This window comes from Streptomyces seoulensis, assembly GCF_022846655.1.
Lineage (GTDB): Bacteria > Actinomycetota > Actinomycetes > Streptomycetales > Streptomycetaceae > Streptomyces.
Window position 1 is genome coordinate 576,965 of record NZ_AP025667.1, and the last position, 23,534, is coordinate 600,498.

Here is a 23,534-nt window from a genome sequence, read left to right on the forward strand (position 1 = left end):
GTATCGTGCCCTGGTGCTGACTGTGACCTCGGTGAATGTGAACGGACTGCGGGCCGCCGCGAAGAAGGGCTTCGTGGAGTGGCTGGAGCGGACCTCGGCGGACGTGGTCTGCCTGCAGGAGGTGCGCGCCGAGCCGCAGCAACTCCCCGAGCACGTACGGCAGCCCGACGGCTGGCACGTCGTGCACGCGCCCGCCGCCGCCAAGGGCCGCGCCGGCGTCTCCCTCTACACGCGCCGTGAGCCCGACCGCGTCCGGGTCGGCTTCGGCTCGGCTGAGTTCGACGGCTCGGGGCGGTACGTCGAGGCCGACCTGCCCGGTGTGACCGTCGCCTCGCTGTACCTGCCCTCGGGCGAGGTCGGCACCGAGCGGCAGGACGAGAAGGTCCGCTTCATGGGCGAGTTCTCCGCCCACCTCAAGGGGCTGCGCGAGCGGGCCGCCGCCGACGGCCGCGAGGTCCTGGTCTGCGGCGACTGGAACATCGCCCACCAGCAGGCCGACCTGAAGAACTGGCGCGGCAACACCAAGAACTCCGGCTTCCTGCCCGAGGAGCGGGAGTGGCTGAGCCGGGTGCTCGCCCCTGGCGACGGCGGCTACGTGGACGTCGTCCGCGCCCTGCACCCCGACACCGAGGGCCCTTATAGCTGGTGGTCCTACCGGGGCCGCGCCTTCGACAACGACTCCGGCTGGCGCATCGACTACCACCTGGCCACCCCGGGCCTCGCCGCGAAGGCGGTCAAGGGGTACGTGGAGCGCGCGGCCACCCACACCGAGCGCTGGTCCGACCACGCACCGGTGACCGTGGTGTACGAGCGCTAGTCCCGCTTGTTCAGGCGCCGGTCCAGCGCCAGGGACAGTTCCGCCTCCACCACGCTGCGGGCCAGCGGGCGCAGACGGTGCAGGGAGTCCTCGGGGGCGTGGCGGAGGATCAGCTCGCCGAACAGGGCCGCCAGCGCGTCCGCGTGCTCGCGCACCCGTGCGCCCGCCGCCAGCACCTCCGCCAGCGGGATGCCCTCGCGGACCAGCGCCGAGGAGACGTCCAGCAGGCGGCGGCTGATGTGGACGATCTCGTCGCCGTCGGTGCCGAGGTAGCCGAGGTCCATCGCGGCCGCGAGGTTCTCCGGGGTCACGTCGCCCTCGAAGCGGGCCGCCAGCTCCTCCGGGGTCAGCCGGACCGGCTCCTCCTCGGTGGGCGGGGTGACGCCCAGCACGTCGGCCACGTCCCGGCCGTGGTCCAGCGCCTCGGCCAGCTCGGCTATGCCGTTCAGGGTGTGCCCGCGCTCCAGCAGCGCCGCGATGGTGCGCAGCCGGGCCAGGTGATGGTCGTCGTACCAGGCGATACGGCCCTCGCGGCGGGGCGGCGGGATCAGTCTGCGCTCGCGGTAGAAGCGCAGGGTGCGCACGGTGATCCCGGCGACGCGCGCCAGCTCCTCCATGCGGTACTCGCGCCCGCCGGGCTGCCCGCCGCTGTGTCCGCCGTCTTCTGCCACGCCCGCAGCCTATGGCGTACCGTCGGTAACTTTCCTTCCCGCGCCCCCTACCGCTCGGTACGGAGCTGTTCTACAGTCCCATTGCGCCAGTGTTCACTGGCAGAGTCCGAGGATGCGTGGAGGCGTCGGGATGGCCGAGCACGAGCATGTACGGGTGGCGGTGATCGGGTCCGGCTTCGGCGGGCTGGGGGCCGCCGTGCGGCTGCGCCGGGAGGGGATCACCGACTTCGTCGTCCTGGAGCGGGCCGGCGGCGTGGGCGGCACCTGGCGAGACAACAGCTACCCCGGCTGTGCCTGCGACGTGCCCTCGCACCTGTACTCCTTCTCCTTCGCGCCCAACCCCGACTGGCCGCGCACCTTCTCCGGGCAGGAGCACATCCGCGCCTACCTGGAGCGCGTCGCCGACGACTTCGGGCTCCGCCCGCATCTGCGCTTCGACTCCGAGGTCAAGCTGATGACCTGGGACGAGGTGGAGCTGCGCTGGAACATCGAGACCGCGAGCGGCTCGCTCACCGCCGACGTGGTCGTCTCCGCCACCGGCCCGCTGTCCGACCCGAAGATCCCCGCGATCCCGGGGCTGGACTCGTTCCCCGGCCGGGTGTTCCACTCCGCCCGCTGGGACCACGACTACGACCTGCGCGGCAAGCGCGTCGCCATGGTCGGCACCGGCGCCTCCGCCATCCAGATCGTCCCCTCGATCCAGCCCGAGGTCGGCAAGCTCACCGTCTTCCAGCGCACCCCGCCCTGGGTGATGCCCCGCATGGACCGGGCCATCGGCACCGCCGAGCGCAGGCTGCACCAGGCGCTGCCCTTCACCGCGCGGCTGCGGCGAGGGCTGCTGTGGGGCATCCGGGAGCTCCAGGTGCAGGCGTTCACCAAGCACCCCGACGAACTCGGCCTGGTCGAGCGGCTCGCCAAGCGCAACATGGCCCGCGCCGTCAAGGACCCGGCTCTGCGCGCCAAGCTGACCCCCGACTACCGCATCGGCTGCAAGCGCATCCTGCTCTCCAGCACGTACTACCCGGCGCTGGCCCGGCCCAACGTGGACGTGGTCGCCAGCGGGGTCAGCGAGATCCGGGGCTCGACCGTGGTCGCGGCCGACGGCACCGAGACCGAGGTCGACGCGATCATCTTCGGCACCGGCTTCCACGTCACCGACATGCCCATCGCCGAGCGCGTGGTCGGCGCCGGGGGCGTCACGCTCGCGGAGGCGTGGAAGGGCGGGATGGAGGCGCTGCGCGGTGGCTCGGCCGCCGGGTTCCCGAACTGGCTGAGCGTCATCGGGCCCAACACCGGCCTGGGCAACTCCTCCATGATCCTCATGATCGAGTCCCAGTTGAACTACCTCGCCGACTACATGCGCCAGCTCGACACCCTCGGCGGCCGCACCGCGCTCGACGCCCGCCCCGCCGCCGTCGACCGCTGGAACCGGCGGGTGCAGGAGCGGATGAAGCGCACCGTCTGGAACACCGGCGGCTGCACCAGTTGGTACCTGGACGCCAGTGGCCGCAACACCACCGTCTGGCCCGGCACCACCACCGAGTTCCGCCAGGCCACCCGCCGCGTGGACCTCACGGAGTACGAGGTGCTGCGCAAGCCGGTGTCCGACCAGCAGACCCCCGCCCGGAGCGAGGCCACCGCATGAGCCGCACCCTGGAGGTCACCTCCACCGGCGGCGCCCGCCTGCACGTCGAGGTGCACGGCGCCGAGGGCGCGCCCCCGGTCGTCCTCTCCCACGGCTGGACCTGCTCGACCGCCTTCTGGGCCGCGCAGATCGAGGAGCTGGCCCGGGACCACCGGGTCATCGCCTACGACCAGCGCGGACACGGCCGCAGTCCGTACAGCCCGGCCTGCTCCACCGACGCGCTCGCGGACGACCTCGAAGCGGTCCTCGCCGCCACCCTCGCGCGGGGCGAACGCGCCCTCGTCGTCGGCCACTCCATGGGCGGCATGACCATCATGGCCGCCGCGAGCCGCCCCCGCTTCCAGGAGCACGCGGCCGCCGCGCTGCTGTGCAGCACCGGCAGCGGACGGCTGACCGCCGAGGCGCGCGTGGTGCCGCTGCGCGCCGGACGTGCCCGCACCTGGCTCACCGGGCACATCCTCGGCTCGTCCCTGCCGCTCGGACCGGTCACGCCCATGGCGAAGAAGATCCTCAAGTACGCGACCATGGGCCCCGGTTCGGCCCCGCACATGGTGGACGCGTGCGCCCGGATCGTGCACGCCTGCCCGCGCGCCGCCCGGTACGCCTGGGGCGCGGTGCTGGCCGGACTCGATCTCGACCACGGTGTCGGGCGGTTGACCCTGCCCACCGCCGTGCTGCACGGCACCGCCGACCGGCTCACGCCCCCGGTGCACGCCCGTGCGCTCGTGGCCGCGCTGCCGAACTGCGCGGGCCTGACCGAACTGACGGGCGTCGGGCACATGACACCGGTGGAGGCACCGGAGGCGGTGACCGGACGGATACGGGAACTCGTCACCACGTACGTCACGGGGAGCATCCCCGTCCGCCTGGAGGAGGGCGCATGAGCAGGGTCGGTCTCGAAGGACAGGTGGCCGTCGTCACCGGTGCGGCGCGCGGGGTCGGGGAGCTGCTCGCCCGCAAACTCTCAGCGCGCGGCGCCAGGGTGGCCCTGGTCGGCCTGGAGGAGGACGAGCTGAAGGCCGTCTCCGAGCGGCTGTACGGCGAGAGTGCCTACTGGTACGCCGACGTCACCGACCACGAGGCGATGGGCCGGGTCGCCGCCGAGGTGAAGGAGCGGTTCGGCAAGGTCGACATCGTCGTGGCCAACGCCGGTGTGGCGAGCGGCGGTCCGTTCGCCGACTCCGACCCGGTGGCCTGGCGGCGGGTGATCGAGGTCAACCTCATCGGCTCGGCCGTCACCGCCCGCGCCTTCCTCCCGGTGCTCACCGAGAGCCGCGGCTACCTGCTCCAGATCGCCTCCCTCGCCGCGATCACCCCGGCGCCGATGATGACGGCGTACTGCGCCTCCAAGTCCGGCGTGGAGGCGTACGCGCACAGCCTGCGCGGCGAAGTCGGCTACCTGGGCGTGCGGGTGGGCGTCGCCTACCTGTCCTGGACCGACACCGACATGGTGCGCGGCGCCGACCAGGACGACGTGATGCGGGAGTTGAGGCAGCGGCTGCCGTGGCCGTCGAACAAGACGTACCCGCTCGGCCCGGCCGTCGACCGGCTGGTGGACGGGATCGAGCGGCGGTCGGCGCATGTGTACGGGCAGTGGTGGCTGCGCGGGATGCAGGGCATCCGAGGCTACCTCCCTGCGCTCATCGGCACGGTCGGCCAGCGGGAGATGCGCAGGTACGCGGACCGGCTGACCGGCATGCGCTCGGGGCTGGTGGGAGCGGGCGGCGCCGCCGACGAAGCGGCCCGCGCTACGCAGCGTAACTGATCGACATGCGGAGGGTGTTCGCCCGTGTGAATCTGGTCGAGGCCCCACCGAGGGCCGAAACCCCGTCTCACCAGGGATGTGAACCCACATGGGTATGAAGGACCAGTTCCAGGAGAAGTCCCGCAAGATGCAGGACCAGGCCAAGGAGAAGGCCGGCCAGGCCCGCGAGAAGGCCGGTCAGCGCGGCCCGCAGGGGCGTGACCACCAGGAGCGCGCCCACCAGCCCCAGCGTGACCGCGCCGAGGGCGGCATGCGTGAGGCGGAGGACCGCTTCGACCCGGACCACACCGCCTGACGCGGCAGATCCGGCGAGAGCCACGCGGCGGGGCACCCGGTACGACCGGGCGCCCCGCCCCGGCTCGCCTAGGCGGAGGTCAGGACGACCAGCCGCTGGGTCGCGCGGGTCATCGCCACATAGCGGTCCACCGCACCCTCGATGCCCTCGCCGAAGGCGTCCGGGTCCACCAGGACCACCAGATCGAATTCCAGCCCCTTCGCCAGCTCCGGGGTCAGCGACCGGACGCGGGGGCGCTCCTCGAACGCGGGATCGCCGATGACACAGGCGGTCCCTTCGGTGTTCTCGGACAGCCAGCCGGTGAGGACGGAGTCCAGGTCCGACACCGGGCCGTAGGTGACCGGGATGCCGTTGGCGCGCACCGAGGTCGGCACGTTGGCGTCGGGGAGCGCGGCCCGGATCACCGGTTCCGCCTCCGCCATCACCTCTTCCGGGGTGCGGTAGTTGATGCTCAGCGACGCCACGTCGATCCGGCCGAGGCCGACCCGCGCGAGCCGCTCCCGCCACGACTCGGTGAAGCCGTGCCGGGCCTGGGCACGGTCACCGACGATGGTGAAGCTCCGGGACGGGCAGCGCAGCAGCAGCATCTGCCACTCGGCGTCGGTCAGCTCCTGGGCCTCGTCCACCACGATGTGCGCGAAGGGGCCGGCGAGCGCGTCCGTCTCGATCGCGGGCAGCGCGCCCTCGTCGACCAGGCTGTCCTTGAGGTCCTGCCCGTGCAGCATCGTCACCGCGCCCTCGCCGTCGGGGTCGGCCGCGATGACGCTGTCGATGACGGCGGCCATCCGCTCGCGCTCGGCGGCCACCGTGGCGGCCTGGCGGCGCTTCGTCCGGGAGGTCTCCGGGTCCCCGAGCCGCTGCCGGGCCGCGTCCAGCAGCGGCAGGTCGGACACCGTCCACGCCGCGGGGTCGGCGCGGCGCAGCAGGCGCACCTCGTCGGGGGTGAGCCAGGGGGCGCACATCCGCAGATAGGCCGGGACCGTCCACAGGTCGCCGACCACGTCGGCCGCTTCGAGCAGGGGCCAGGCGCGCCGGAGGGTGCCGGTCAGCTCGCCGTCGGAGGCCAGGGCCCGGCGGAACAGCTTGGCCGGGACCTCCTTGTCGAGCTGGTCATGGAGGATCGTGACGAGGGCCTCCCAGATCAGGTCGCGGGCCTCGTTGTGCGGTACGCCCGCCTCCGCGGCCTCGAAGGCCTCGGCCCAGTCGGCGGCGGTCAGCCGCAGTTCGCCCCAGGGGGTGGCGACCGTCAGGGTCTCGGTGGGCGGGGTCTCGTAGAAGCGCACCGCCTTCTCGACCGACTTCACCAGGTCCGCCGAGGACTTCAGCCGGGCCACCTCCGGGTCCGCCTCGACGCCCGCCGCGGGGCCCTCGGCGACCAGGTCCCGCACGGTGCAGGTGCGCACCCCCTCCTCGCCGAGGCTGGGCAGCACGTCGGCGACGTAGTTCAGGTACGGCTGGTGCGGGCCGACGAACAGCACGCCGCCGCGGCGGTGCCCGAGGAGCGGGTCGGAGTGGAGCAGGTAGGCGGAGCGGTGCAGGGCGACGACGGTCTTGCCGGTGCCGGGGCCGCCGTCGACGACCAGCGCGCCGCGCGAGGAGGCCCGGATGATCGCGTCCTGGTCGGCCTGGATGGTGGCGAGCACGTCCCGCATCCGCTCCGAGCGGTTGCCGCCCAGGGTGGCGATGAACGCGGACTGGTCGTCCAGCGCCGCGTGGTGCTCCAGGCCGTCGGCGGTGAACACCTCGTCCCAGTAGTCGCTGATCCGGCCACGCGTCCAGCGGTAGCGGCGGCGGCTGGCCAGGCCCATCGGGTGGGCGTGGGTGGCGGCGAAGAACGGTTCCGCGGCGGGGGAGCGCCAGTCGATCAGCAGGCGGCGGCCGGTGCTGTCGGTGAGGCCGAGCCGTCCGATGTACATCGGCTCCGGATCGTCGGCGTGGACGATGCGGCCCAGGCACAGGTCGAGGCCGAAGCGGCGCAGGGCGCGCAACTGGGCGGTCAGCCGGTGGATCTCCAGGTCCCGCTCCAGCACCTCCCGGCCCGCTCCGCCGGGTGCCCGGCGCAGGCGGTCGAGGTTCTCGGAGAGTTCGGCGACGGTCTGCTCCAGGCTCGCGGCGATCTCCGCGAAGTGCCGCTCGTCGGCGGCGATCAGTGCCGGGTCGGCCTTCGCGGCGAGCCGGTCGGGCAGCTCGAACGCGCGGGACTCGGGCGCGGGATCGAGCACGGGACGCGCACACATGTCGTGGATCACTCATTTCCGCAGGTTCTGGGCTTGACCAGCGATTCTGCGTCATGAGGGGGGCCTTGCCGCAAGGCCCCCCTTGCGCTATACGTTGTAAGTGGCGGGGAGTGTGTACACCGTTGGCCTCACCCCTCCTCGCGCGGCGGCAGTTTGGGCCGTGAACGGTCCGGTACGTCGCTGTAGTCCGGCGGGACCGCCGCCGGAGTCGTCCGCAGCATGTCGAGCGCCAGCCCCACCGCGTCGTCGAGCTGGGCGTAGCGGCCCTCGGCCCAGTCCAGCGGGGTGCGCAGCGCCTCCAGGTCCGGGGTGACGCCCCGGTTCTCCACCGACCAGCCGTACTCGTCGAACCAGGCCGCGTTCATCGGCACCGTGATGACCGTGCCGTCCCCGAGCCGGTGCCGACCGGTCATGCCGACGACCCCGCCCCAGGTGCGCTGTCCGACCACCGGACCGAGCCCGAGCAGCTTGAACGCCGCGGTGATCATGTCGCCGTCGGAGGAGGTCGCCTCGTCCGCGAGCGCCACGACCGGCCCGCGCGGCGCGTTGGAGGCGTACGACACCGGCTGCGCGTCCCGGGTGAGGTCCCAGCCGAGGATGGTCCGGGTCAGCTTCTCCATCACCAGCTCGCTGATGTGGCCGCCCGCGTTGCCGCGTACGTCCACGATCAGCGCGGGCCGGGACACCTCCAGGCGCAGGTCGCGGTTGAACTGGGCCCAGCCCGAGCCGCCCATGTCGGGGATGTGCAGATAGCCGCACTCGCCGCCGCTCAACTCCCGGACCACCTCGCGGCGTTTGGCCACCCAGTCCTGGTAGCGCAGCGGCCGCTCGTCGATCAGCGGGACCACGGCCACCCGGCGGGCGGGGCCGGGCTCGCCCGCCGGCGGGGTGAAGGTGAGATCCACGGTGGTGCCGCCGGAGCCCGCGAGCAGCGGGTACGGACCGGCCACCGGGTCCACCGGGCGGCCGTTGACGTGGGTCAGCACGGCGCCCTCGCGGATGCCGGTACCGGCCAGCGGGGAGCGGGCGCGGGAATCGGAGGAGTCGCCGTCCAGGATGCGCTTGACCACCCAGGAGCCGTCCCGGCACACGAAGTTGGCGCCCAGCAGGCCCTGGCGGCGCTGGTAGTGGGGCGGCCCCTCGTTGCGGCGGGCCGGGGTGACGTAGGCGTGCGACGTGCCCAGTTCGCCGAGGACCTCACGCATCAGGTCGGCGAACTCGTCGGGGGAGGTGACCCGTTCGACCAGCGGGCGGTACTGCTCCAGGATCGCGGCCCAGTCGATCCCGCACATGCCGGGGTCCCAGAAGTAGTCCCGGATGATCCGGCCGCCTTCGGCGTAGGCGCCCCGCCACTCGGCGGCCGGGTCCACCTCGTGCAGGATGCGGCGCAGGTCGATCCAGACCGTGCTGTCGCTGTCGCCGGGCTCGGTGGCGGGTACCGCGCGCAGATCGCCCTCGTCCACCACGACCAGCCGCGTGCCGTCGCCGCTCACCTCGAACCAGTCGAGGTGGCCGACCAGTTCGGACTTCTTCGCCTTGCTGATGTTGAAGTGCTCCAGCGTGGGCCGGCCGCTGATGTCGGCCGGGTTGACGAAGGTCTCGCCCAGCGCGCCGGAGATCGGCCAGCGCAGCCACACCAGCCCGCCGCCCGCGACCGGACGCAGCGCGGAGTACTTGGAGGACATCACCGGGAACGGCGTGACGCGGTTCTCCAGCCCCTCCACCTCCACCGTCACCGTGCCGCCCTCGCCGGACCCCGCCTCCAGCGGATCGAGCCCGCCCGCGGCCGGACGGCCCTCGGGACTGAGCGCGAACGGGGAGGGCGTGGCCGAGTTCAGCGGGACCAGGTAGGGGCGGCAGCCGAGCGGGAAGGACAGGTCGCCGGTGTGCACGTCGTACACCGGGTCGAAGCCGCGCCAGGACAGGAAGGCGAGGTAGCGGCCGTCGCTGGTGAAGACGGGGTTCTCGTCCTCGAAGCGGCCGTTGGTGACGTCGACGACGAGGCGGTCCTTGATGCGGGCCAGCTTGATCTGGCGCAGGGAGCGGCCGATGCCGGGGTGGGACCAGGTGAGCCAGGCGCCGTCGGGGGAGAAGGCGAGGTCGCGGACGGGCCCGTTGTCGGAGCGGATCAGCTCGGTGACGGTGCCCGCCTCCACGCCGTCGGTGCCCTCGGTGTCCTCGGCGACGTCGATCAGCAGCAGCCTGCCGTCGTGTGAGGCGACGGCCAGCCGTTCGCCCTCCGGGTCGGAGACCAGCTCCAGCACCCGGCCCAGCCTGCCCTCGCCGAGCAGGCGGGGCTCGCGGCCGCCGCTGGCGCGGGGGAGCTGGGAGATGGCGACGGCGTCGTCCCCCTCGGCGTCGGTGACGTAGGCGATCTGGCCGGTGGAGCCCAGCATCTCCGGCAGGCGCACCCGGACGCCGGGGGTGTCGGAGATGGTGCGGGCCGGGCCGTCGCGGTGGGTGAGCCAGTACAGGCTGCCCCGGACGGTGACCGCGCTGGCCCGGCCGGTCTCGTCCACGGAGAGGCCGTCCACGTTGTGCGCGGCGGGCACCTGGTAGGGGCGGCGGCCGGGGGCGGAGCCGCCCAGGTCGATGTCCAGCTTGCGCGAGGTGCCGGTGGGGGAGAAGTCGTCCACGATCCAGATGTCACCGGCGCACTGGTAGACGACCCGCTCGCCGTCGGTCGAGGCGTGCCGGGCGTAGAAGGCGTCGTGGTCGGTGTGGCGGCGCAGGTCGGTGCCGTCGGGGGCGACGGAGTAGAGGTTGCCGATGCCCTCGTGGTCGGAGAGGAAGGCGACGCGTCCGGCGACGAACATCGGGGAGGAGAGCTGGCCGTCGATGTCCTCCAGCAGCCGCTGCCCCTGGAGCCACAGCCGGCCCATGGCACCGCCCCGGTACCGCTTCCAGGACGCCGGTTCGTGCGGCGGGGTGCCGGTGAGCAGCAGGGTCCGGTGTTCCCCGGCCACGTCCGCGACCTGGATGTCACCGACCGGGCCCCAGGGCAGCCGGCCGCCGGGGTCGCCGTCCGTGCGGACCTTGTGGGCCCAGGTGAAGTAGGAGAAGGGCTGCCCGTGCGAGGCCACGGCCAGGATGTCGCTGTTCCCGTGCTGGTCCGGGGGCGTCCAGCCGCACACCTGGGTGTCGGCACTGCCCCAGTACGTCAACTGCCGCGCGGGGCCGCCGGCCACGTCCACGACGTGGATCTCGGGCACCAGGCTGCGCCAGCTCGTGAAGGCGATCTGCCTGCCGTCGGGCGAGAAGCGGGGGTGTCCGGCCTTGGTGCGGTCCGCGGTGAGCCGCCAGGGGCGGCCCGGTTCGTCGAGCGGCGCCAGCCAGAGGTCGTCCTCGGCCACGAAGCACAGCAGATCGTCGCTGATGTGGGGAAGCCGCAGATAGCTCACCTACCCATGCTTTTCCGGCACGAGGGGCACAGCAACTCGTGCGGCCCGGCACCCAGTGACGCAGGACACCCGCCGACCCCGTACGAAACGGTTTCGTTTCGCTGATGGCCGGGGTACCTTCATCCCGTACGGAGTCCCGTGACGGAGTCCCGTACGCACGCCGTGTCGTTCGAAGCGGGAAGGGTGAGGCGGATGACCGATGCCGCCACCGCGCGTCGCAGCAGACTCACGCCCGAGCGGGCGGCCGAGCTGTACGAGGCGGTCCTCGACCTGCTCCGCGAGGTCGGCTACGACGCCCTCACCATGGACGCCGTCGCCGCCCGCACCCGCTCCAGCAAGGCCACGCTCTACCGCCAGTGGGGCGGCAAGGCCGAACTGGTGGCCCGCGCGATCCGGCACAGCAAACCCGGCCGGATCTCCGACGTGGACACCGGCTCGCTGCGCGGCGACTTCCACGCCGTCGTGCGCCGCGAGGACGACTGCGCCATGGAGCAGAACAGCGCCCTGATGCGGGGCCTGGCCATGGCCACCCACACCAACCCGGACCTGCTGCAGGCGTTCCGGGAGCAGGTCATCGAGCCCGAGGTCACGGAACTGCGCCGGATGCTCACCCGGGCCGTGGACCGCGGCGAGGTGGCTCCGGACAACCCGGCGCTGCCGTTCGTGGTGCACATGATGATCGGCGCGTTCGCCACGCGGGCGCTCATCGACGAGCAGCCGCCCACGCAGGACTTCCTGCGCTCCTACATCGACGCCGTGGTCCTCCCCGCCCTCGGCGTCCCCACCGTCTGACCGACCTAGCTCTCTCCCCAGCAAGCCCACCACCTGACGTCACCGCTCACGTCGCCGGGCTGACCACCCCTGCCCAGACGCTTTTCACGACCTGATCGGGAGTACGCCCTCGTGGCCACGTATCTCTACAAACTCGGCCGATTCGCCTTCCGGCGACGGCACTTCGTCGCCCTGCTGTGGGTCGCGCTGCTCACCCTCGCCGGGGTGGGCGCCGCCTCCGCGCCGCCCGCCGGCAACTCGTCCTTCTCCATCCCCGGCACCGAGGCCCAGCGCGCCTTCGACCTGCTGGAACAGCGCTTCCCGGGCATGAGCGCCGACGGCGCGACCGCCCGTGTCGTCTTCAAGGCGCCCGAGGGCCGGAAGATGACCGACGCCGGCAACAAGGCCGCGGTGGAGAAGACGGTCAAGGAGCTGGCCTCCGGCTCCGAGGTCGCGTCCGTCGCCGACCCTTACACCGGCAAGGCGGTCAGCCGGGACGGCACGATCGCCTACGCCTCGGTGAAGTACAAGGTCTCCGGCATGGAGCTGGAGGACGCCTCCCGTGACGCCCTCAAGGAGAGCGCCGGGCACGCGCGGGACGCGGGGCTGACCGTCGAGATCGGCGGCGACGCGCTCACCGCCACCCCCGAGACCGGGTCGAGCGAGGTCATCGGCATCGCCATGGCGGCCGTCGTCCTTGTCATCACCTTCGGCTCGCTCATCGCGGCCGGGCTGCCCCTGCTGACCGCGATCATCGGCGTCGGCATCGGCGTCTCCGCCATCGCCGCGCTCGCCAACCCGCTCGACCTCGGCTCCACCACCTCCACCCTGGCCACGATGATCGGCCTCGCGGTCGGCATCGACTACGCCCTCTTCATCGTCTCCCGCTACCGCGCCGAACTGGCCGAGGGCCGCGAGCGCGAGGAGGCGGCGGGCCGGGCTGTCGGAACGGCGGGCTCGGCGGTGGTGTTCGCGGGGCTGACCGTCGTCATCGCGCTGGTCGGTCTGTCCGTCGTCAACATCCCGATGCTGACCAAGATGGGCGTCGCGGCGGCGGGCACGGTCGCCATCGCCGTGCTGATCGCGCTCACCATGATCCCGGCGCTGCTCGGGTACGCGGGCCGTACGGTCAAGCCGGCCGGGGAGAAGAGCAAGCTGCTCGGCGGGGGCCGCGCGGCCAAGAAGGCCGGACGTCCCAACATGGGCACCCGCTGGGCGAGTTTCGTGGTCCGGCGCCCGGTCGCCGTGCTGCTGCTCGGTGTCGTCGGCCTCGGTGCCGCCGCCGTCCCGGCCGCCTCGCTCGAACTGGGCCTGCCCGACGACGGCTCCCAGCCCGTCTCCACCACCCAGCGCCGCGCCTACGACCTGCTCTCCGACGGCTTCGGCCCCGGCTTCAACGGCCCCCTGATGGTCGTGGTCGACGCCAAGGGCAGCGACGACCCCAAGGCCGCGTTCACCAAGGTCGGCGACGAGATCAAGGGCCTGAAGGACATCGTCACGGTCACCCCGCCCGCGCCCAACAAGGCGGGCGACACCGCGATCATCACCGTCGTACCGAAGTCCCAGCCGTCCTCGGCCACCACCGAGGACCTGGTGCACGCGATCCGGGGCAGGAGCGCGGGCATCGCCTCCGCGACGGACGCGACGCTGCTGGTCACCGGGGCGACGGCGATGAACATCGACGTCTCCCAGAAGCTGAACGACGCGCTGCTGCCGTATCTCGCGCTGGTGGTCGGCCTCGCCTTCCTGCTGCTCATCGTGGTGTTCCGCTCGATCCTGGTCCCGCTGAAGGCGGCCCTCGGCTTCCTGCTCAGCGTGCTGGCGGCCCTCGGCGCGGTCGTCGCGGTCTTCCAGTGGGGCTGGCTGTCCGGCCTGATGAACGTCGAGCAGACCGGGCCGGTCATGTCGATGATGCCGATCTTCATGGTCGGCGTGGTCTTCGGACTCGCCATGGACTACGAGGTGTTCCTCGTGACCCGGATGCGTGAGGCGTACGTGCACGGGGAGAACCCGGGCCAGGCGGTCGTCACCGGCTTCCGCTACAGCGCCCGTGTCGTCACCGCCGCCGCCGTCATCATGGTCGCCGTCTTCTCCGGCTTCATCGGCTCCAGCGAGTCGATGATCAAGATGATCGGCTTCGGCCTCGCCATCGCCGTCTTCTTCGACGCCTTCATCGTCCGCATGGCCATAGTCCCGGCCGTCCTGGCCCTCCTCGGCCGCCGCGCCTGGTGGCTGCCGGCCTGGCTGGACCGCGTGCTTCCGAACGTGGACGTGGAGGGCGAGGGTCTGAAGACGCAGTCCGACCCGGACGAGGACCGCGAACTGGTCAGCGCCTGAGGACACTTGACACGGACGGCCGGTGAGGAGCGAATCCCGCCGGCCGTCCGCCGTCTCCCCGCCCGCCCGACCGTCCGTCCCCGGCGGCGCGGATGGCGGGGCTCAACCCCTTGTACAGGCCATGCGGTGATCCGTTAGCGTGCCGGGTATGACGACGTCTGGGATCGCCCGGTGACGCCGATCGTCACCGCTGCCGTGCTGCTGGCCGCGTTCACCCACGCCGGGTGGAACGCCATCGCGCACCGAATAAGCGACAAGTTGACCGGGTTCACACTCATCGCCGGGGGCGGGCTCGTCGTCGGGCTGGTGATGGGGCTGTTCGCGCCGTGGCCGGCGGGGCCCGCCTGGCCGTATCTGCTGGTGTCGGCCGGGGTGCATGTGGCGTACTACGCCCTGCTCATGACCTCCTTCCGGCTCGGCGACTTCGGGCAGGCGTACCCCATCGCGCGCGGTACCGCGCCGCTGGTCGTGACCGTGCTGGCCGCGCTGTTCGCGCACGAGGTGCCCGGCGGATGGGCGGCGGCCGGGGTCGCCGTGTCGTGCGTCGGGCTGACCGGGGTGAGCCTGTGGGGGTTGCGGGGGCGGAAGCCGGACTGGAAGGCCATCGGGGCCGCGGTCGCCACGGGCCTCACCATCGCCGTCTACACCGTCCTCGACGGGGTCGGGGTACGGCACGCGGACACCCCGCTCGGGTACATCGCCTGGCTGATGGTCGTCCAGGGGATCTTCATCCCGGCCTACATGTACGCCCGGGTACGCGGCGACATGGTGCGCCAGCTCAAGCCGTACGCCGTGCTCGGGCTGCTCGGCGCCGTCCTCTCCGTCGCCGCGTACGCGCTGGTGCTCTGGGCGCAGACCCGGGCCCCGCTCGCCCCCGTCGCCGCGCTGCGGGAGTCCTCGATCATCGTGGGGGCGGCCATCGGGGCGCTGTTCTTCAAGGAGCGCTTCGGGGCGCCGAGGATCGCGGCGGCCGGTCTGCTGGTCGTGGGCATCGGGCTGATGCTGCACGCGGGATGAGCCGCCGCTCTGTCGGCCCGCTGTCGGGGCTGTCGGGGCGGTGTCGGCCGGCTGTCGGGACGGGTTGCGACCTTGGTGGAGCCGACCGGGTGACCGCCCGGCGGGAACTCCACGGCGAGGAGAAGCCATGTCCACCCACGTCACGATCATCGGTGCGGGTCTCGGCGGGCTGACGCTGGCCCGGGTGCTGCACGTGCACGGGATCGCGTCGACCGTGTACGAGGCGGAGGCGTCGGCGGGCGCGCGTACGCAGGGCGGGATGCTCGACATCCATGACTACAACGGCCAACTGGCCCTCGAAGCGGCCGACCTGATGGAGGAGTTCCGGGCCATCATCCTGGAGGGCCGCCAGGCGATGCGGTTCTTCCACCGGGACGGCACGCTCCTGTTCGACAAGGCCGACGACGGTACGGGCGGCCGCCCCGAGGTGCAGCGCGGTGAGCTGCGGCAGATCCTGCTGGACTCGCTTCCCGAGGGCACCGTCCGCTGGGGCCGCAAGGTCAGCGGCGCCCGCACCCTGGCCGACGGCCGCCACGAGGTCACCTTCGCCGACGGCACCTGTGTCACGGCCGACCTCCTCGTCGGCGCGGACGGCGCATGGTCGCGGGTCCGGCCGCTGCTCTCCGACGCGGTCCCCGAGTACGCCGGCGAGGCGTTCGTCGAGACCTACCTCTTCGACGTCGAGACCCGGCACCCGGCCGTCGCCGAGATGGTCGGCGGCGGGATGTTCGGCGCGGTCGACCCGGACGGGGACGGGCAGTGGATCGGGGCGCACCGCGAGAAGGGCGAGACGATCCACGCCTACGTCACGCTCGCCAGGCCCCTGGACTGGTTCGACGGCATCGACTTCACCGACCTCGCCGGGGCGACCGCGCGGATCGCGGCGGAGTTCGAGGGCTGGGCGCCGGAGTTCGGCGCCCTCGTCACCGGGTCCGACACCGCCCCGTTCCTGCGTCCCCACCTCACGCTGCCCATCGGCCACCGCTGGGACCGGGTGCCCGGGGTGACCCTGGTCGGCGACGCCGCCCACATCTCCGTCCCCAACGGGGAGGGCGCCAACCTCGCCATGCTGGACGCCGCCGAACTCGGCGAGGCGCTCGCCGCGCACCCCGGCGACACCGAGGCCGCGCTGGCCGCGTACGAGCGCGTGCTGTTCCCGCGCAGTGCCGACGCCGCCGCGGAGGCCCACCACAAGCCGACGTCCGCGGAACTGATCGAATTCTTCACGCAGGACGAGCAGGCCCGCTGAGCCACGGCGGGGCGGGCGGGGTTTGCGGGCAGGATGGGGGGCGAGGGACATGATCGACGAGACCTCGTGAGAAGGAGAGCCACCGTATGACCGTCACCGACCGGCCGACCGTCGCCGTGCTGGGCACCGGCATCATGGGCGCCGCCATGGCCCGCAACCTCGCCGCCGCCGGGCTCCCGGTACGCGCCTGGAACCGGACCCGCGCCAAGGCCGAGCCGCTGGCCGCCGACGGCGTCCGCGTCACCGGCACGCCCGCCGAGGCGGTCGAGGGCGCCGACGTGGTCCTGACCATGCTGTACGACGGCGACACGGTGCTGGAGGTCATGCGCGAGGCGGCGCCCGCGCTGCGTCCGGGCACGCCGTGGGTGCAGAGCACCACCGCCGGGACCGAACTGACCGGCCGCCTCGCCGCCTTCGCCCGCGAGCACGGCCTGGAGTTCTACGACGCGCCCGTGCTCGGCACCCGCAAGCCCGCCGAGGACGGCCTGCTCACCGTGCTGGCCGCCGGACCCGAGGCGGGCCGGAGCACCCTGGCACCGGTCTTCGACGCGGTCGGCTCCCGCACGGTGTGGACCGGCGAGGACGGCGCCGAGGGCAGCGCCAGCAGGCTCAAGCTGGTCGCCAACAACTGGGTGCTCGCGATCACCGCGGCCACCGGAGAGGTGCTGGCCCTCGCCCAGGCCCTCGGCGTCGACCCGCGCTCGTTCTTCGACCTGATCGAGGGCGGACCGCTGGACATGGGCTATCTGCGGGCCAAGTCCGCGCTGGTGCTGGACGGGCAGTTGTCCCCGGCCTCCTTCGCCGTGGCCACCGCCGAGAAGGACGCCCGCCTCATCGTGGCCGCCGCCGAGCGGGGCGGCGTCCGCCTCGACCTCGCCGAGGCCACCGCCGACCGCTTCGCCCGCGCCGCCGCCCAGGGCCACGCCGACGAGGACATGGCGGCGGCCTACTTCGCCAGCTTCGAGGAGAAGACCGAAGGCTGACCGGCACCGGCCGACATGAACTTCACCGGACGCGGGAGCACCCTGGAAGCAGGGGTCACGGTGGTTTTCGGAGGTGGTCGGGATGATGCACGACTCCGTGGGTTGGCACATCGAGCTGGAGTTCGAGGAGGACGACCTGCACACGCGCGCGGCGGCGATGGTGCGGCTGCCGGACGGCAGCGAGGTGCGGGCGCACGGGCACGCCACCCGGCACCGGGTCGACGCCAACCAGCCGAGGGTCGGCGAGGAGATCGCCGGCGCCCGCGCCCTGAACGAACTGGCCATGCGGCTGCTGACCAAGGCGCACGAGGAGATCGACGCGGACTCCGGGCGCGTCTCGCACCCGATCCATGTCTAGCGGTCAGCCCCGGCCCAGTACGTCCCGCAGAGCCCGTACCAGCGACTGCGCCCTCGGGTCCGCCGTCGCTCCGCCGCGGAAGCCGTTGGTGACGTAGCCGAAGGCGATGCCCGAACCGGGGTCGGCGAAGGCGAGGGCGCCGCCCCGGCCGGGGTGGCCGAAGGAGCCGGGGCCGAGCAGCGGGGACGCGGGGCCGTGGAGCATGAAGCCGAGGCCGAACCGGGTGCCCACCACGAGCACCCGGTCCGGCCCCGCCGACGCCTCGGCGCGGGCCAGCTCCACCGTCCGGGGGGTGAACAGCCGCGTTCCGCCGTCCACTTCACCGATCAGCGAGGCGTACACCCGGGCCAGCCCGTCGGCGGTGGCGATGCCGTTGGAGGCGGGCAGCGCGGCGGCGCGGTACGCGGGCGCGTTCTCGTCCGGCAGCGGGGTGATCGCGGCGAAGGCGCGCCGGGTGAGGGAGTCCGGGTCGGCATAGGCGTCGGCCACGGCACGCTTGGGCCGCACCTTCAGGGCGCCGGCCGCCTCGGGCGCCGTCACCGGGCCCACCCGGCCCACGCGGGACTGCTCCGAGGAGGGCAGCCCCAGCCACATCCCGGCCCCCGCCGGCGCCGTGATCCCGGCCGCGACGAACTCGCCCGCCGGACGCCCGGTGACGCGCCGGATCAGTTCGCCGGTGAGCCAGCTATAGGTCTGCGCGTGGTAGCCGTGGTCCGTGCCCGGCTCCCACACCGGCGCCTGGGCGGCGACGGCCGCCGCACCGAGGTCCGGGTCGGCGGCCTCCTCGGGCGTCAGCGGCCGGTCCAGCACCGGCACCCCCGCCCGGTGGGCGAGCAGGTCGCGCACGAGGGTGCGCTCCTTGCCCGCCGCCTTGAACTCCGGCCAGTACGTGCCCACGGGGGCGTCCAGGTCCAGCAGGCCCCGCTGGTGCAGCAGCAGGAGCGCGGCGGCGGCCACGCCCTTGGTGGCGGAGCGCACGACCTGCGCGGTACCGCGCTCCCAGGGCGCCGTGCCGTCCACGTCACGGGTGCCCGCCCACAGGTCCACGACCCGGTGTCCGTCCCGGTAGACGGCGACGGCCGCGCCCCGCTCCCCGAGCCGGGAGAAGTTCGCCGCGAACGCCTCCCTGACCGGCTCGAAGCCCTCGGCCACCGTGCCGTGCACGTTCACATCCACGCCGTATCCCTTTCCTCGCCCGCACTCATGAGTGAAACACGGGCGTACGGCCTTGGATTCCTCGGCCCTGGCGGGAGCCTTACGCGTCCAGCGCCACCGTGCGCGGGTCGAACCCGAAGGGCAGCTCCAGCCGGTGCGCCCGCATCAGGGTGTCGTCGGAGAGCAGCTTGCCGGTGGGGCCGTCGGCCGCGATCACCCCGTCGCTGAGGATCAGCGCGCGCGGGCACAGCTCAAGGGCGTAGGGCAGGTCGTGCGTGACCATGAGGACCGTCACGTCCAACGACCGGAGGATGTCGGCCAGTTCGCGCCGGGAGGCCGGGTCGAGGTTGGAGGAGGGTTCGTCGAGGACGAGGATCTCCGGCTCCATCGCCAGCACGGTCGCCACCGCCACCCGGCGCCGCTGCCCGAAGGAGAGATGGTGCGGGGGCCGGTCGGCGAACCCGGCCATGCCGACCTGCTCCAGCGCGGTCCGCACCCGCTCCTCCAGCGCCGCCCCCTTCAGTCCGGCCGCCGCCGGTCCGAACGCCACGTCCTCGCGCACGGTCGGCATGAAGAGCTGGTCGTCGGGGTCCTGGAAGACGATGCCGACCTTCTGCCGGATCTCCGCCATGTGCCGCTTGCCGACCGGCAGTCCGGCGACCGTCACCGTGCCGGTGCCGCCGGACAGGATGCCGTTCAGATGCAGCACGAGGGTGGTCTTGCCCGCGCCGTTGGGGCCGAGCAGCGCGACCCGCTCGCCGCGCGGCACGGTGAAGTCGACGCCGAACAGGGCCTGGTGGCCGTCGGGATAGGCGAAGGCGAGGCCGGAGACCTCGAGCGATGCGGTACTCACAGGAACCATCCCAGCAGACAGACGACGAGGGCGGAGCAGGGCAGGGCCAGGGCGTACGACCACTGGGCACGGGTCGCGCTCACCTCGTCGATGACCGGCATCGACCCGGCGTAGCCCCGGCTCACCATGGCCAGATGGACCCGCTCGCCGCGCTCGTAGGAGCGGATGAACAGCGCGCCCGCGGACTTGGCGAGCACGCCCCACTGCCCGATCCCGCGCGCCTCGAAGCCGCGCGACTCGCGGGCGATCCGCATCCGGCGCATCTCGTCGGTGATGACGTCGCCGTAGCGGATCATGAAGGAGGCGATCTGCACCAGCAGCGGCGGCAGCTTCAGCCGCTGCAGTCCGAGCAGCAGCTCGCGCAGGTCGGTGGTGGCGGCCAGCAGCACGGACGCGGCGACGCCCAGGGTGCCCTTGGCCAGCACGTTCCAGGCGCCCCACAGGCCGTTGACGCTCAGCGAGAGCCCGAGGACGTGCACCCGCTCGCCCTCCGCGACGAACGGCATGAGCACCGCGAACGCGACGAACGGCACCTCGATCAGCAGCCGCTTCAGCAGGAAGCCGGCGGGCACGCGGGCCCGGTACGCGACGCAACCCAGCAGCAGCGCGTACGCCCCGAACGCCCACATCGCCTCGCGCGGGGTGGAGACCACCACCACGACGAAGGCGAAGACGGCCGCCAGCTTGGTGTGCGGGGGCAGCCGGTGCACGGGGGAGTGCCCGTGCCGGTAGAGCTTGTGGGCGTGGCCGGCACCCATGTCAGACGCTCGTGTTCGCGGGGGAGGCGTCGTGGTCGTGGCGGCGGCGCACCGCCCAGAAGACCGCGGTACCGGCGACGACGGTGATGCCGACGCCGATCACGCCCGCGAGACCGCCGGACAGCCGGGCGTTCGTCACGTCCTTGACGCCGTAGTCGGCCAGCGGGGAGTCCGAGGAGTGGTGCGGCTCGGTCTTCCTGTCGATGCCCTTGTCGTGCGCGACCTTCTCCAGACCGTCCGGGTTGGCGGAGGCGTAGAAGCTGACGAACCCGGCGAGGACGAGCGAGGTCACCAGGCCGGTGATCCACAGGGTGCGCCGGGAGGTGCGCGCGGCGGCCGGGGCCGGGGCGGTGTCGGGCGCGTCGACCAGCTCGCCGTTCACCCGGAGCCGGAGCTTCTGCCGCAGGCCCCGCGCGCCGTACACCAGGTCGGGGCGGACGGCGACGACCGCGGCCACGGTGAGCGCGGTGATCACGGCCTCGCCGATGCCGATCAGCACATGGACGCCGATCATCGCGGTGGCCACCTTGGCGATGGACACGTCGGTGGTGCCGCCGATGGCGTAGATCAGCGTGAACACGACGGCCGCGGCCGGCACGGAGAGCAGCGCGGCGACGAAGGAGGCCGCGGTGATCGAGCGCCGGGAGCGCGGCAGCACCGCGAGCAGCCCCTTGAAGACGGCGTACGCCACCACGGTCGTGACGATCGCCATGTCCGTGATGTTCACGCCGAGCGCGGTCAGCCCGCCGTCCGCGAACAGCACGCCCTGCATGAGCAGCACGACCGACACGCACAGCACGGCCGTATAGGGGCCGACGAGTATCGCGGCCAGCGCACCTCCCAGCAGGTGGCCGCTTGTTCCGGCGGCCACGGGGAAGTTGAGCATCTGTACGGCGAAGATGAACGCGGCGACCAGGCCGGCCAGCGGCGCGGTGCGCTCGTCCAGTTCGCGGCGGGCGCCGCGCAGGCTCACCGCGAGGGCGCCTGCGGCGACCACCCCGGTGACAGCGGAGGTGGGGGCGTCGATGAATCCGTCGGGTACATGCACCGTTCGATTTTAAGCGCTTGTTGCGAATGCCTTGCAAGAGCGAGGTGGTCTCGGCTGGCTCGGCCCGCATTCTCCTGAGGCGCAAATAGGAAAATATGCGACATTAGAGACGGAGTGGCTCTTGCGGCCTTCCTGAGGGTCACCGAACGTGAGAGGGCGATCCGATGTCCGTAGTCGAGCAGTACACCCGCGCCCACATCGTCACGGACGCCGAGGACGACCCGGACGCGGTACGCGTGGTGCTGCGCTACGACCCCGACGCCGACCCCTCCTCCGTCCAGGTCGGACTGCCCGGCCCCACCGAGTGGACCTTCTCGCGCGCCCTCCTGGAGGACGGGCTGCGGGCCCCCGTCGAGAGCGGGGACGTGCGGGTCTGGCCGTGCGGGCGCGTGCAGGCCGTGCTGGAGTTCCACTCCCCGCAGCACGTGGACGTGGTCCAGTTCGACGTGAAGTCCCTGACCCGGTTCCTGCTGAGCACCTACACGGCCGAACCTGTCCGGAACTGATCAGCCGCCGGTCTTCAGCAGCGTGGCGACGATCGGTCCGGCCGTGTCGCCGCCGTGGCCGCCCGCCTGCACCACGCCCGCCGAGGCCAGGTCGCCCCGGTAGGCGGTGAACCAGCCGTTGGGCTTCTTCTGGTTGTCGACCTCCGCCGAGCCGGTCTTGGCGCCGAAGTCGGGGCCGAGCCCCGACATCGCCTCGGCCGCCGTGCCGTACGCGGCGGTGAAGTTCATCAGCTCGCGGAGCTGCCCGAGGGTCTTCGCCGACATGGTGCGCGACGCCGTCGCCAGGGTGCGGTGGTCCACGGACGGAGCGACCAGGTAGGGCTGGTGGAACGTGCCGGTCTTCACCGTCGCCGCCACCGAGGCCATGTTCAGCGGGTTCATCCGCACCCCGCCCTGCCCGATCAGGGAGGCCGCCATCTGGGCCGCCGACTGCACCGGGACCGAGCCGTCCAGCGTGGGCACACCGGCCGACCAGTTGTTCATGGAGAGACCGAAGACCTGCTGGGCCTGCTTGGTCAGGTCGTCGTTCTTCAGCTTCTTCGCCTGGCTGATGAAGGCGGTGTTGCAGGAGCGGGCGAAGCTCGCCTTGAACGTGCCGTTCTTGATCTCGAAGTCGTCGTCGTTGTGGAACTTCCAGCCGCCGAAGGTGAACGTCTTCGGGCAGGGGTGCTTCTTGTCCGCCCCGGCCAGGCCCTTCTCGATCAGCAGCGAGGAGGTGATGACCTTCATCGTGGAGCCGGGGGCCAGCGAGCCCTGGAAGGCGATGTTGAAGCCGTGCCCGCTGTTGGCGACCGCGAGGATCTCCCCGGTCGAGGCGCGCAGCGCCACCACCGACGCCTGCTTGCGCTTGGCCACCTGCTGCTCGGCCGCCGCCTGGAGCTCGGGGTCCAGCGTGGTCTTCACCGTGCCCGGCGTGCCCTCGCTCAGCTCCGCCAGCGTCTTGTCGGACAGCCCGGCCTTCTCCGACGCCTTGCCGCGCACCACGCGCAGCTCCACGCCCGCCTTGCCGCCGGCCGTCTTGCCGTACTTCTCCCGCAGCCCGTCGAGCACGGTGCCCAGCGAGGGGTACTTCGCGGCCGTCACCTCGGCCCCGGTGCGGTCCAGCGCCTTGACCGGCGGGGTGCCCGACTCGCCGGTGACCAGCGTGTCGCCGTCCTTCAGCTCCGGGTGCACGACACCGGGCCGCCAGTCGACCAGCGCCGCGCCGTCGCTCGCCCGCCGTACGACGGTGAGCGAGCTGCCGTACGCCATCGGCTTGCTGACGCCCCGGTAGGCGAGGTTCGCCTTGACGGAGAACGGCACCTTCGCGCCCGTGGGCTTTCCGGCGGTGAGCGTGACGCCCATCAGCCGGGCGTCCTTGGTGTAGCCGGTGAGCAGCGCGGTGGCCGCCGGCGCGTCGTCGGTGGCGGCCGCGGCCTCGGCGATCCGGCCCCCCTGCCAGGCGGTCAGGAAGCGGGTGGTGACCGTCTTCACCTCCAGCGCGCTGGGCGGTCCGGTCTTCTTGTGGTCCGACAGCGTGGTCGCCTCGTCGGCGGACGCCCCGCCGCCGTACAGCGCGTAGAGGCCTACCCCGGCGCCGCCGACCACGACGGCGATCATGCCGCCGAGTACGGCGGGTCTCCGCTTCGGCCGTTCGGCGGCACGCCTTCTCTTGCCCACAGTCCCAAG

General features: G+C 72.6%; 20 protein-coding genes. 12 read left to right on the plus strand and 8 right to left on the minus strand.

Translation table 11 applies throughout. The annotated features are described in order from the left end of the window. The first annotated feature begins 13 nt into the window (after positions 1-13). Positions 14-817, plus strand: a complete 804-nt coding sequence (locus tag HEK131_RS02790; protein ID WP_244333547.1) for an exodeoxyribonuclease III — start codon at positions 14-16, stop codon at positions 815-817. Here the strand turns inward: HEK131_RS02790 and HEK131_RS02795 are convergent. Further along, the gene (locus HEK131_RS02795) at positions 814-1,434 is read right to left on the minus strand and encodes a MerR family transcriptional regulator (protein ID WP_217461475.1); all 621 of its coding nucleotides are present in this window, start codon (positions 1,432-1,434) and stop codon (positions 814-816) included. The two genes, HEK131_RS02790 and HEK131_RS02795, sit on opposite strands and share 4 nt — an antisense overlap. Before the next feature lie 184 nt (positions 1,435-1,618). On the opposite strand from HEK131_RS02795, the gene HEK131_RS02800 reads away from it, so the two are divergent. The 4 genes from HEK131_RS02800 to HEK131_RS02815 all read left to right on the plus strand — a co-directional run bounded on the left by HEK131_RS02800 (position 1,619) and on the right by HEK131_RS02815 (position 5,193). After that, the gene (locus tag HEK131_RS02800; protein ID WP_244333548.1) at positions 1,619-3,133 is read left to right on the plus strand and encodes a flavin-containing monooxygenase; all 1,515 of its coding nucleotides are present in this window, start codon (positions 1,619-1,621) and stop codon (positions 3,131-3,133) included. Continuing rightward, positions 3,130-4,017 (plus strand): alpha/beta fold hydrolase, encoded by an 888-nt coding sequence (locus HEK131_RS02805; protein WP_244333549.1) that lies wholly within the window; start codon positions 3,130-3,132, stop codon positions 4,015-4,017. The genes HEK131_RS02800 and HEK131_RS02805 overlap by 4 nt, the downstream gene beginning before the upstream one ends. Further along, positions 4,014-4,898, plus strand: a complete 885-nt coding sequence (locus HEK131_RS02810; protein ID WP_244333550.1) for an SDR family oxidoreductase — start codon at positions 4,014-4,016, stop codon at positions 4,896-4,898. Before HEK131_RS02805 ends, HEK131_RS02810 begins: the two co-directional genes overlap by 4 nt. Before the next feature lie 88 nt (positions 4,899-4,986). Then, complete coding sequence (locus tag HEK131_RS02815; RefSeq protein ID WP_161145919.1) at positions 4,987-5,193, plus strand: hypothetical protein; 207 nt, start codon at positions 4,987-4,989, stop codon at positions 5,191-5,193. Between the two features lie 68 nt (positions 5,194-5,261). Here HEK131_RS02815 and helR read toward each other — a convergent pair whose 3' ends face one another. Both helR and HEK131_RS02825 read right to left on the minus strand, forming a co-directional pair. Further along, a complete protein-coding gene (helR, locus tag HEK131_RS02820) occupies positions 5,262-7,430 on the minus strand; it encodes an RNA polymerase recycling motor ATPase HelR (protein WP_244333551.1) in 2,169 nt (722 codons plus the stop codon). Between the two features lie 128 nt (positions 7,431-7,558). Next, complete coding sequence (locus HEK131_RS02825; RefSeq protein WP_244333552.1) at positions 7,559-10,831, minus strand: S41 family peptidase; 3,273 nt, start codon at positions 10,829-10,831, stop codon at positions 7,559-7,561. A 192-nt stretch (positions 10,832-11,023) separates the two neighbouring features. Here HEK131_RS02825 and HEK131_RS02830 point away from each other — a divergent pair, with 192 nt between their 5' ends. From HEK131_RS02830 to HEK131_RS02855, 6 genes are all read left to right on the plus strand, one after another. Next, positions 11,024-11,623, plus strand: a complete 600-nt coding sequence (locus tag HEK131_RS02830; protein ID WP_217461234.1) for a TetR/AcrR family transcriptional regulator — start codon at positions 11,024-11,026, stop codon at positions 11,621-11,623. Positions 11,624-11,734: 111 nt separating this feature from the next. After that, on the plus strand, positions 11,735-13,939 hold the full coding sequence (locus HEK131_RS02835) for an MMPL family transporter (protein WP_244333553.1): 2,205 nt from the start codon (positions 11,735-11,737) through the stop codon (positions 13,937-13,939). Positions 13,940-14,110: 171 nt separating this feature from the next. Further along, positions 14,111-14,956, plus strand: coding sequence for an EamA family transporter (locus tag HEK131_RS02840; protein WP_217461232.1), 846 nt, complete (start codon positions 14,111-14,113; stop codon positions 14,954-14,956). Between the two features lie 127 nt (positions 14,957-15,083). Further along, positions 15,084-16,205 carry an FAD-dependent oxidoreductase gene (locus tag HEK131_RS02845; RefSeq protein WP_244333554.1) on the plus strand — a complete coding sequence of 374 codons (1,122 nt, stop codon included), beginning with the start codon at positions 15,084-15,086 and terminating at the stop codon, positions 16,203-16,205. A gap of 86 nt (positions 16,206-16,291) precedes the next feature. Beyond that, a complete protein-coding gene (locus tag HEK131_RS02850; RefSeq protein ID WP_244333555.1) occupies positions 16,292-17,188 on the plus strand; it encodes an NAD(P)-dependent oxidoreductase in 897 nt (298 codons plus the stop codon). Positions 17,189-17,270: 82 nt separating this feature from the next. Then, positions 17,271-17,546 carry a DUF1876 domain-containing protein gene (locus tag HEK131_RS02855; RefSeq protein ID WP_244333556.1) on the plus strand — a complete coding sequence of 92 codons (276 nt, stop codon included), beginning with the start codon at positions 17,271-17,273 and terminating at the stop codon, positions 17,544-17,546. Positions 17,547-17,549: 3 nt separating this feature from the next. Here the strand turns inward: HEK131_RS02855 and HEK131_RS02860 are convergent, their stop codons facing one another. From HEK131_RS02860 to HEK131_RS02875, 4 genes are all read right to left on the minus strand, one after another. Then, the gene (locus HEK131_RS02860; RefSeq protein WP_244451927.1) at positions 17,550-18,716 is read right to left on the minus strand and encodes a serine hydrolase domain-containing protein; all 1,167 of its coding nucleotides are present in this window, start codon (positions 18,714-18,716) and stop codon (positions 17,550-17,552) included. A gap of 85 nt (positions 18,717-18,801) precedes the next feature. After that, positions 18,802-19,563: an energy-coupling factor ABC transporter ATP-binding protein gene (locus HEK131_RS02865; protein WP_217461228.1), complete on the minus strand. Its 762-nt coding sequence runs from the start codon at positions 19,561-19,563 to the stop codon at positions 18,802-18,804. Continuing rightward, positions 19,551-20,312 (minus strand): cobalt ECF transporter T component CbiQ, encoded by a 762-nt coding sequence (cbiQ, locus tag HEK131_RS02870; RefSeq protein ID WP_217461227.1) that lies wholly within the window; start codon positions 20,310-20,312, stop codon positions 19,551-19,553. The genes HEK131_RS02865 and cbiQ overlap by 13 nt, the downstream gene beginning before the upstream one ends. 1 nt (position 20,313) lies before the next feature. Then, positions 20,314-21,360, minus strand: a complete 1,047-nt coding sequence (locus tag HEK131_RS02875; RefSeq protein ID WP_244333557.1) for an energy-coupling factor ABC transporter permease — start codon at positions 21,358-21,360, stop codon at positions 20,314-20,316. Between the two features lie 164 nt (positions 21,361-21,524). On the opposite strand from HEK131_RS02875, the gene HEK131_RS02880 reads away from it, so the two are divergent. Beyond that, positions 21,525-21,866, plus strand: coding sequence for an SsgA family sporulation/cell division regulator (locus HEK131_RS02880; protein WP_217461225.1), 342 nt, complete (start codon positions 21,525-21,527; stop codon positions 21,864-21,866). On the opposite strand, the gene HEK131_RS02885 is transcribed toward HEK131_RS02880, so the two are convergent. Then, positions 21,867-23,525 (minus strand): penicillin-binding transpeptidase domain-containing protein, encoded by a 1,659-nt coding sequence (locus HEK131_RS02885; RefSeq protein WP_244333558.1) that lies wholly within the window; start codon positions 23,523-23,525, stop codon positions 21,867-21,869. Between the last annotated feature and the right edge of the window lie 9 nt (positions 23,526-23,534).

Coding starts and splice junctions, on each gene's coding strand:
- HEK131_RS02795 (WP_217461475.1), bottom strand. CDS start 1,434: ATGGAGGAGCTGGCGCGCGTCGCCGGGATCACCGTGCGCACCCTGCGC.
- HEK131_RS02800 (WP_244333548.1), top strand. CDS start 1,619: ATGGCCGAGCACGAGCATGTACGGGTGGCGGTGATCGGGTCCGGCTTC.
- HEK131_RS02805 (WP_244333549.1), top strand. CDS start 3,130: ATGAGCCGCACCCTGGAGGTCACCTCCACCGGCGGCGCCCGCCTGCAC.
- HEK131_RS02810 (WP_244333550.1), top strand. CDS start 4,014: ATGAGCAGGGTCGGTCTCGAAGGACAGGTGGCCGTCGTCACCGGTGCG.
- HEK131_RS02815 (WP_161145919.1), top strand. CDS start 4,987: ATGGGTATGAAGGACCAGTTCCAGGAGAAGTCCCGCAAGATGCAGGAC.
- helR (WP_244333551.1), bottom strand. CDS start 7,430: ATGTGTGCGCGTCCCGTGCTCGATCCCGCGCCCGAGTCCCGCGCGTTC.
- HEK131_RS02830 (WP_217461234.1), top strand. CDS start 11,024: ATGACCGATGCCGCCACCGCGCGTCGCAGCAGACTCACGCCCGAGCGG.
- HEK131_RS02845 (WP_244333554.1), top strand. CDS start 15,084: ATGTCCACCCACGTCACGATCATCGGTGCGGGTCTCGGCGGGCTGACG.
- HEK131_RS02850 (WP_244333555.1), top strand. CDS start 16,292: ATGACCGTCACCGACCGGCCGACCGTCGCCGTGCTGGGCACCGGCATC.
- HEK131_RS02855 (WP_244333556.1), top strand. CDS start 17,271: ATGATGCACGACTCCGTGGGTTGGCACATCGAGCTGGAGTTCGAGGAG.
- HEK131_RS02865 (WP_217461228.1), bottom strand. CDS start 19,563: ATGGTTCCTGTGAGTACCGCATCGCTCGAGGTCTCCGGCCTCGCCTTC.
- cbiQ (WP_217461227.1), bottom strand. CDS start 20,312: ATGGGTGCCGGCCACGCCCACAAGCTCTACCGGCACGGGCACTCCCCC.
- HEK131_RS02880 (WP_217461225.1), top strand. CDS start 21,525: ATGTCCGTAGTCGAGCAGTACACCCGCGCCCACATCGTCACGGACGCC.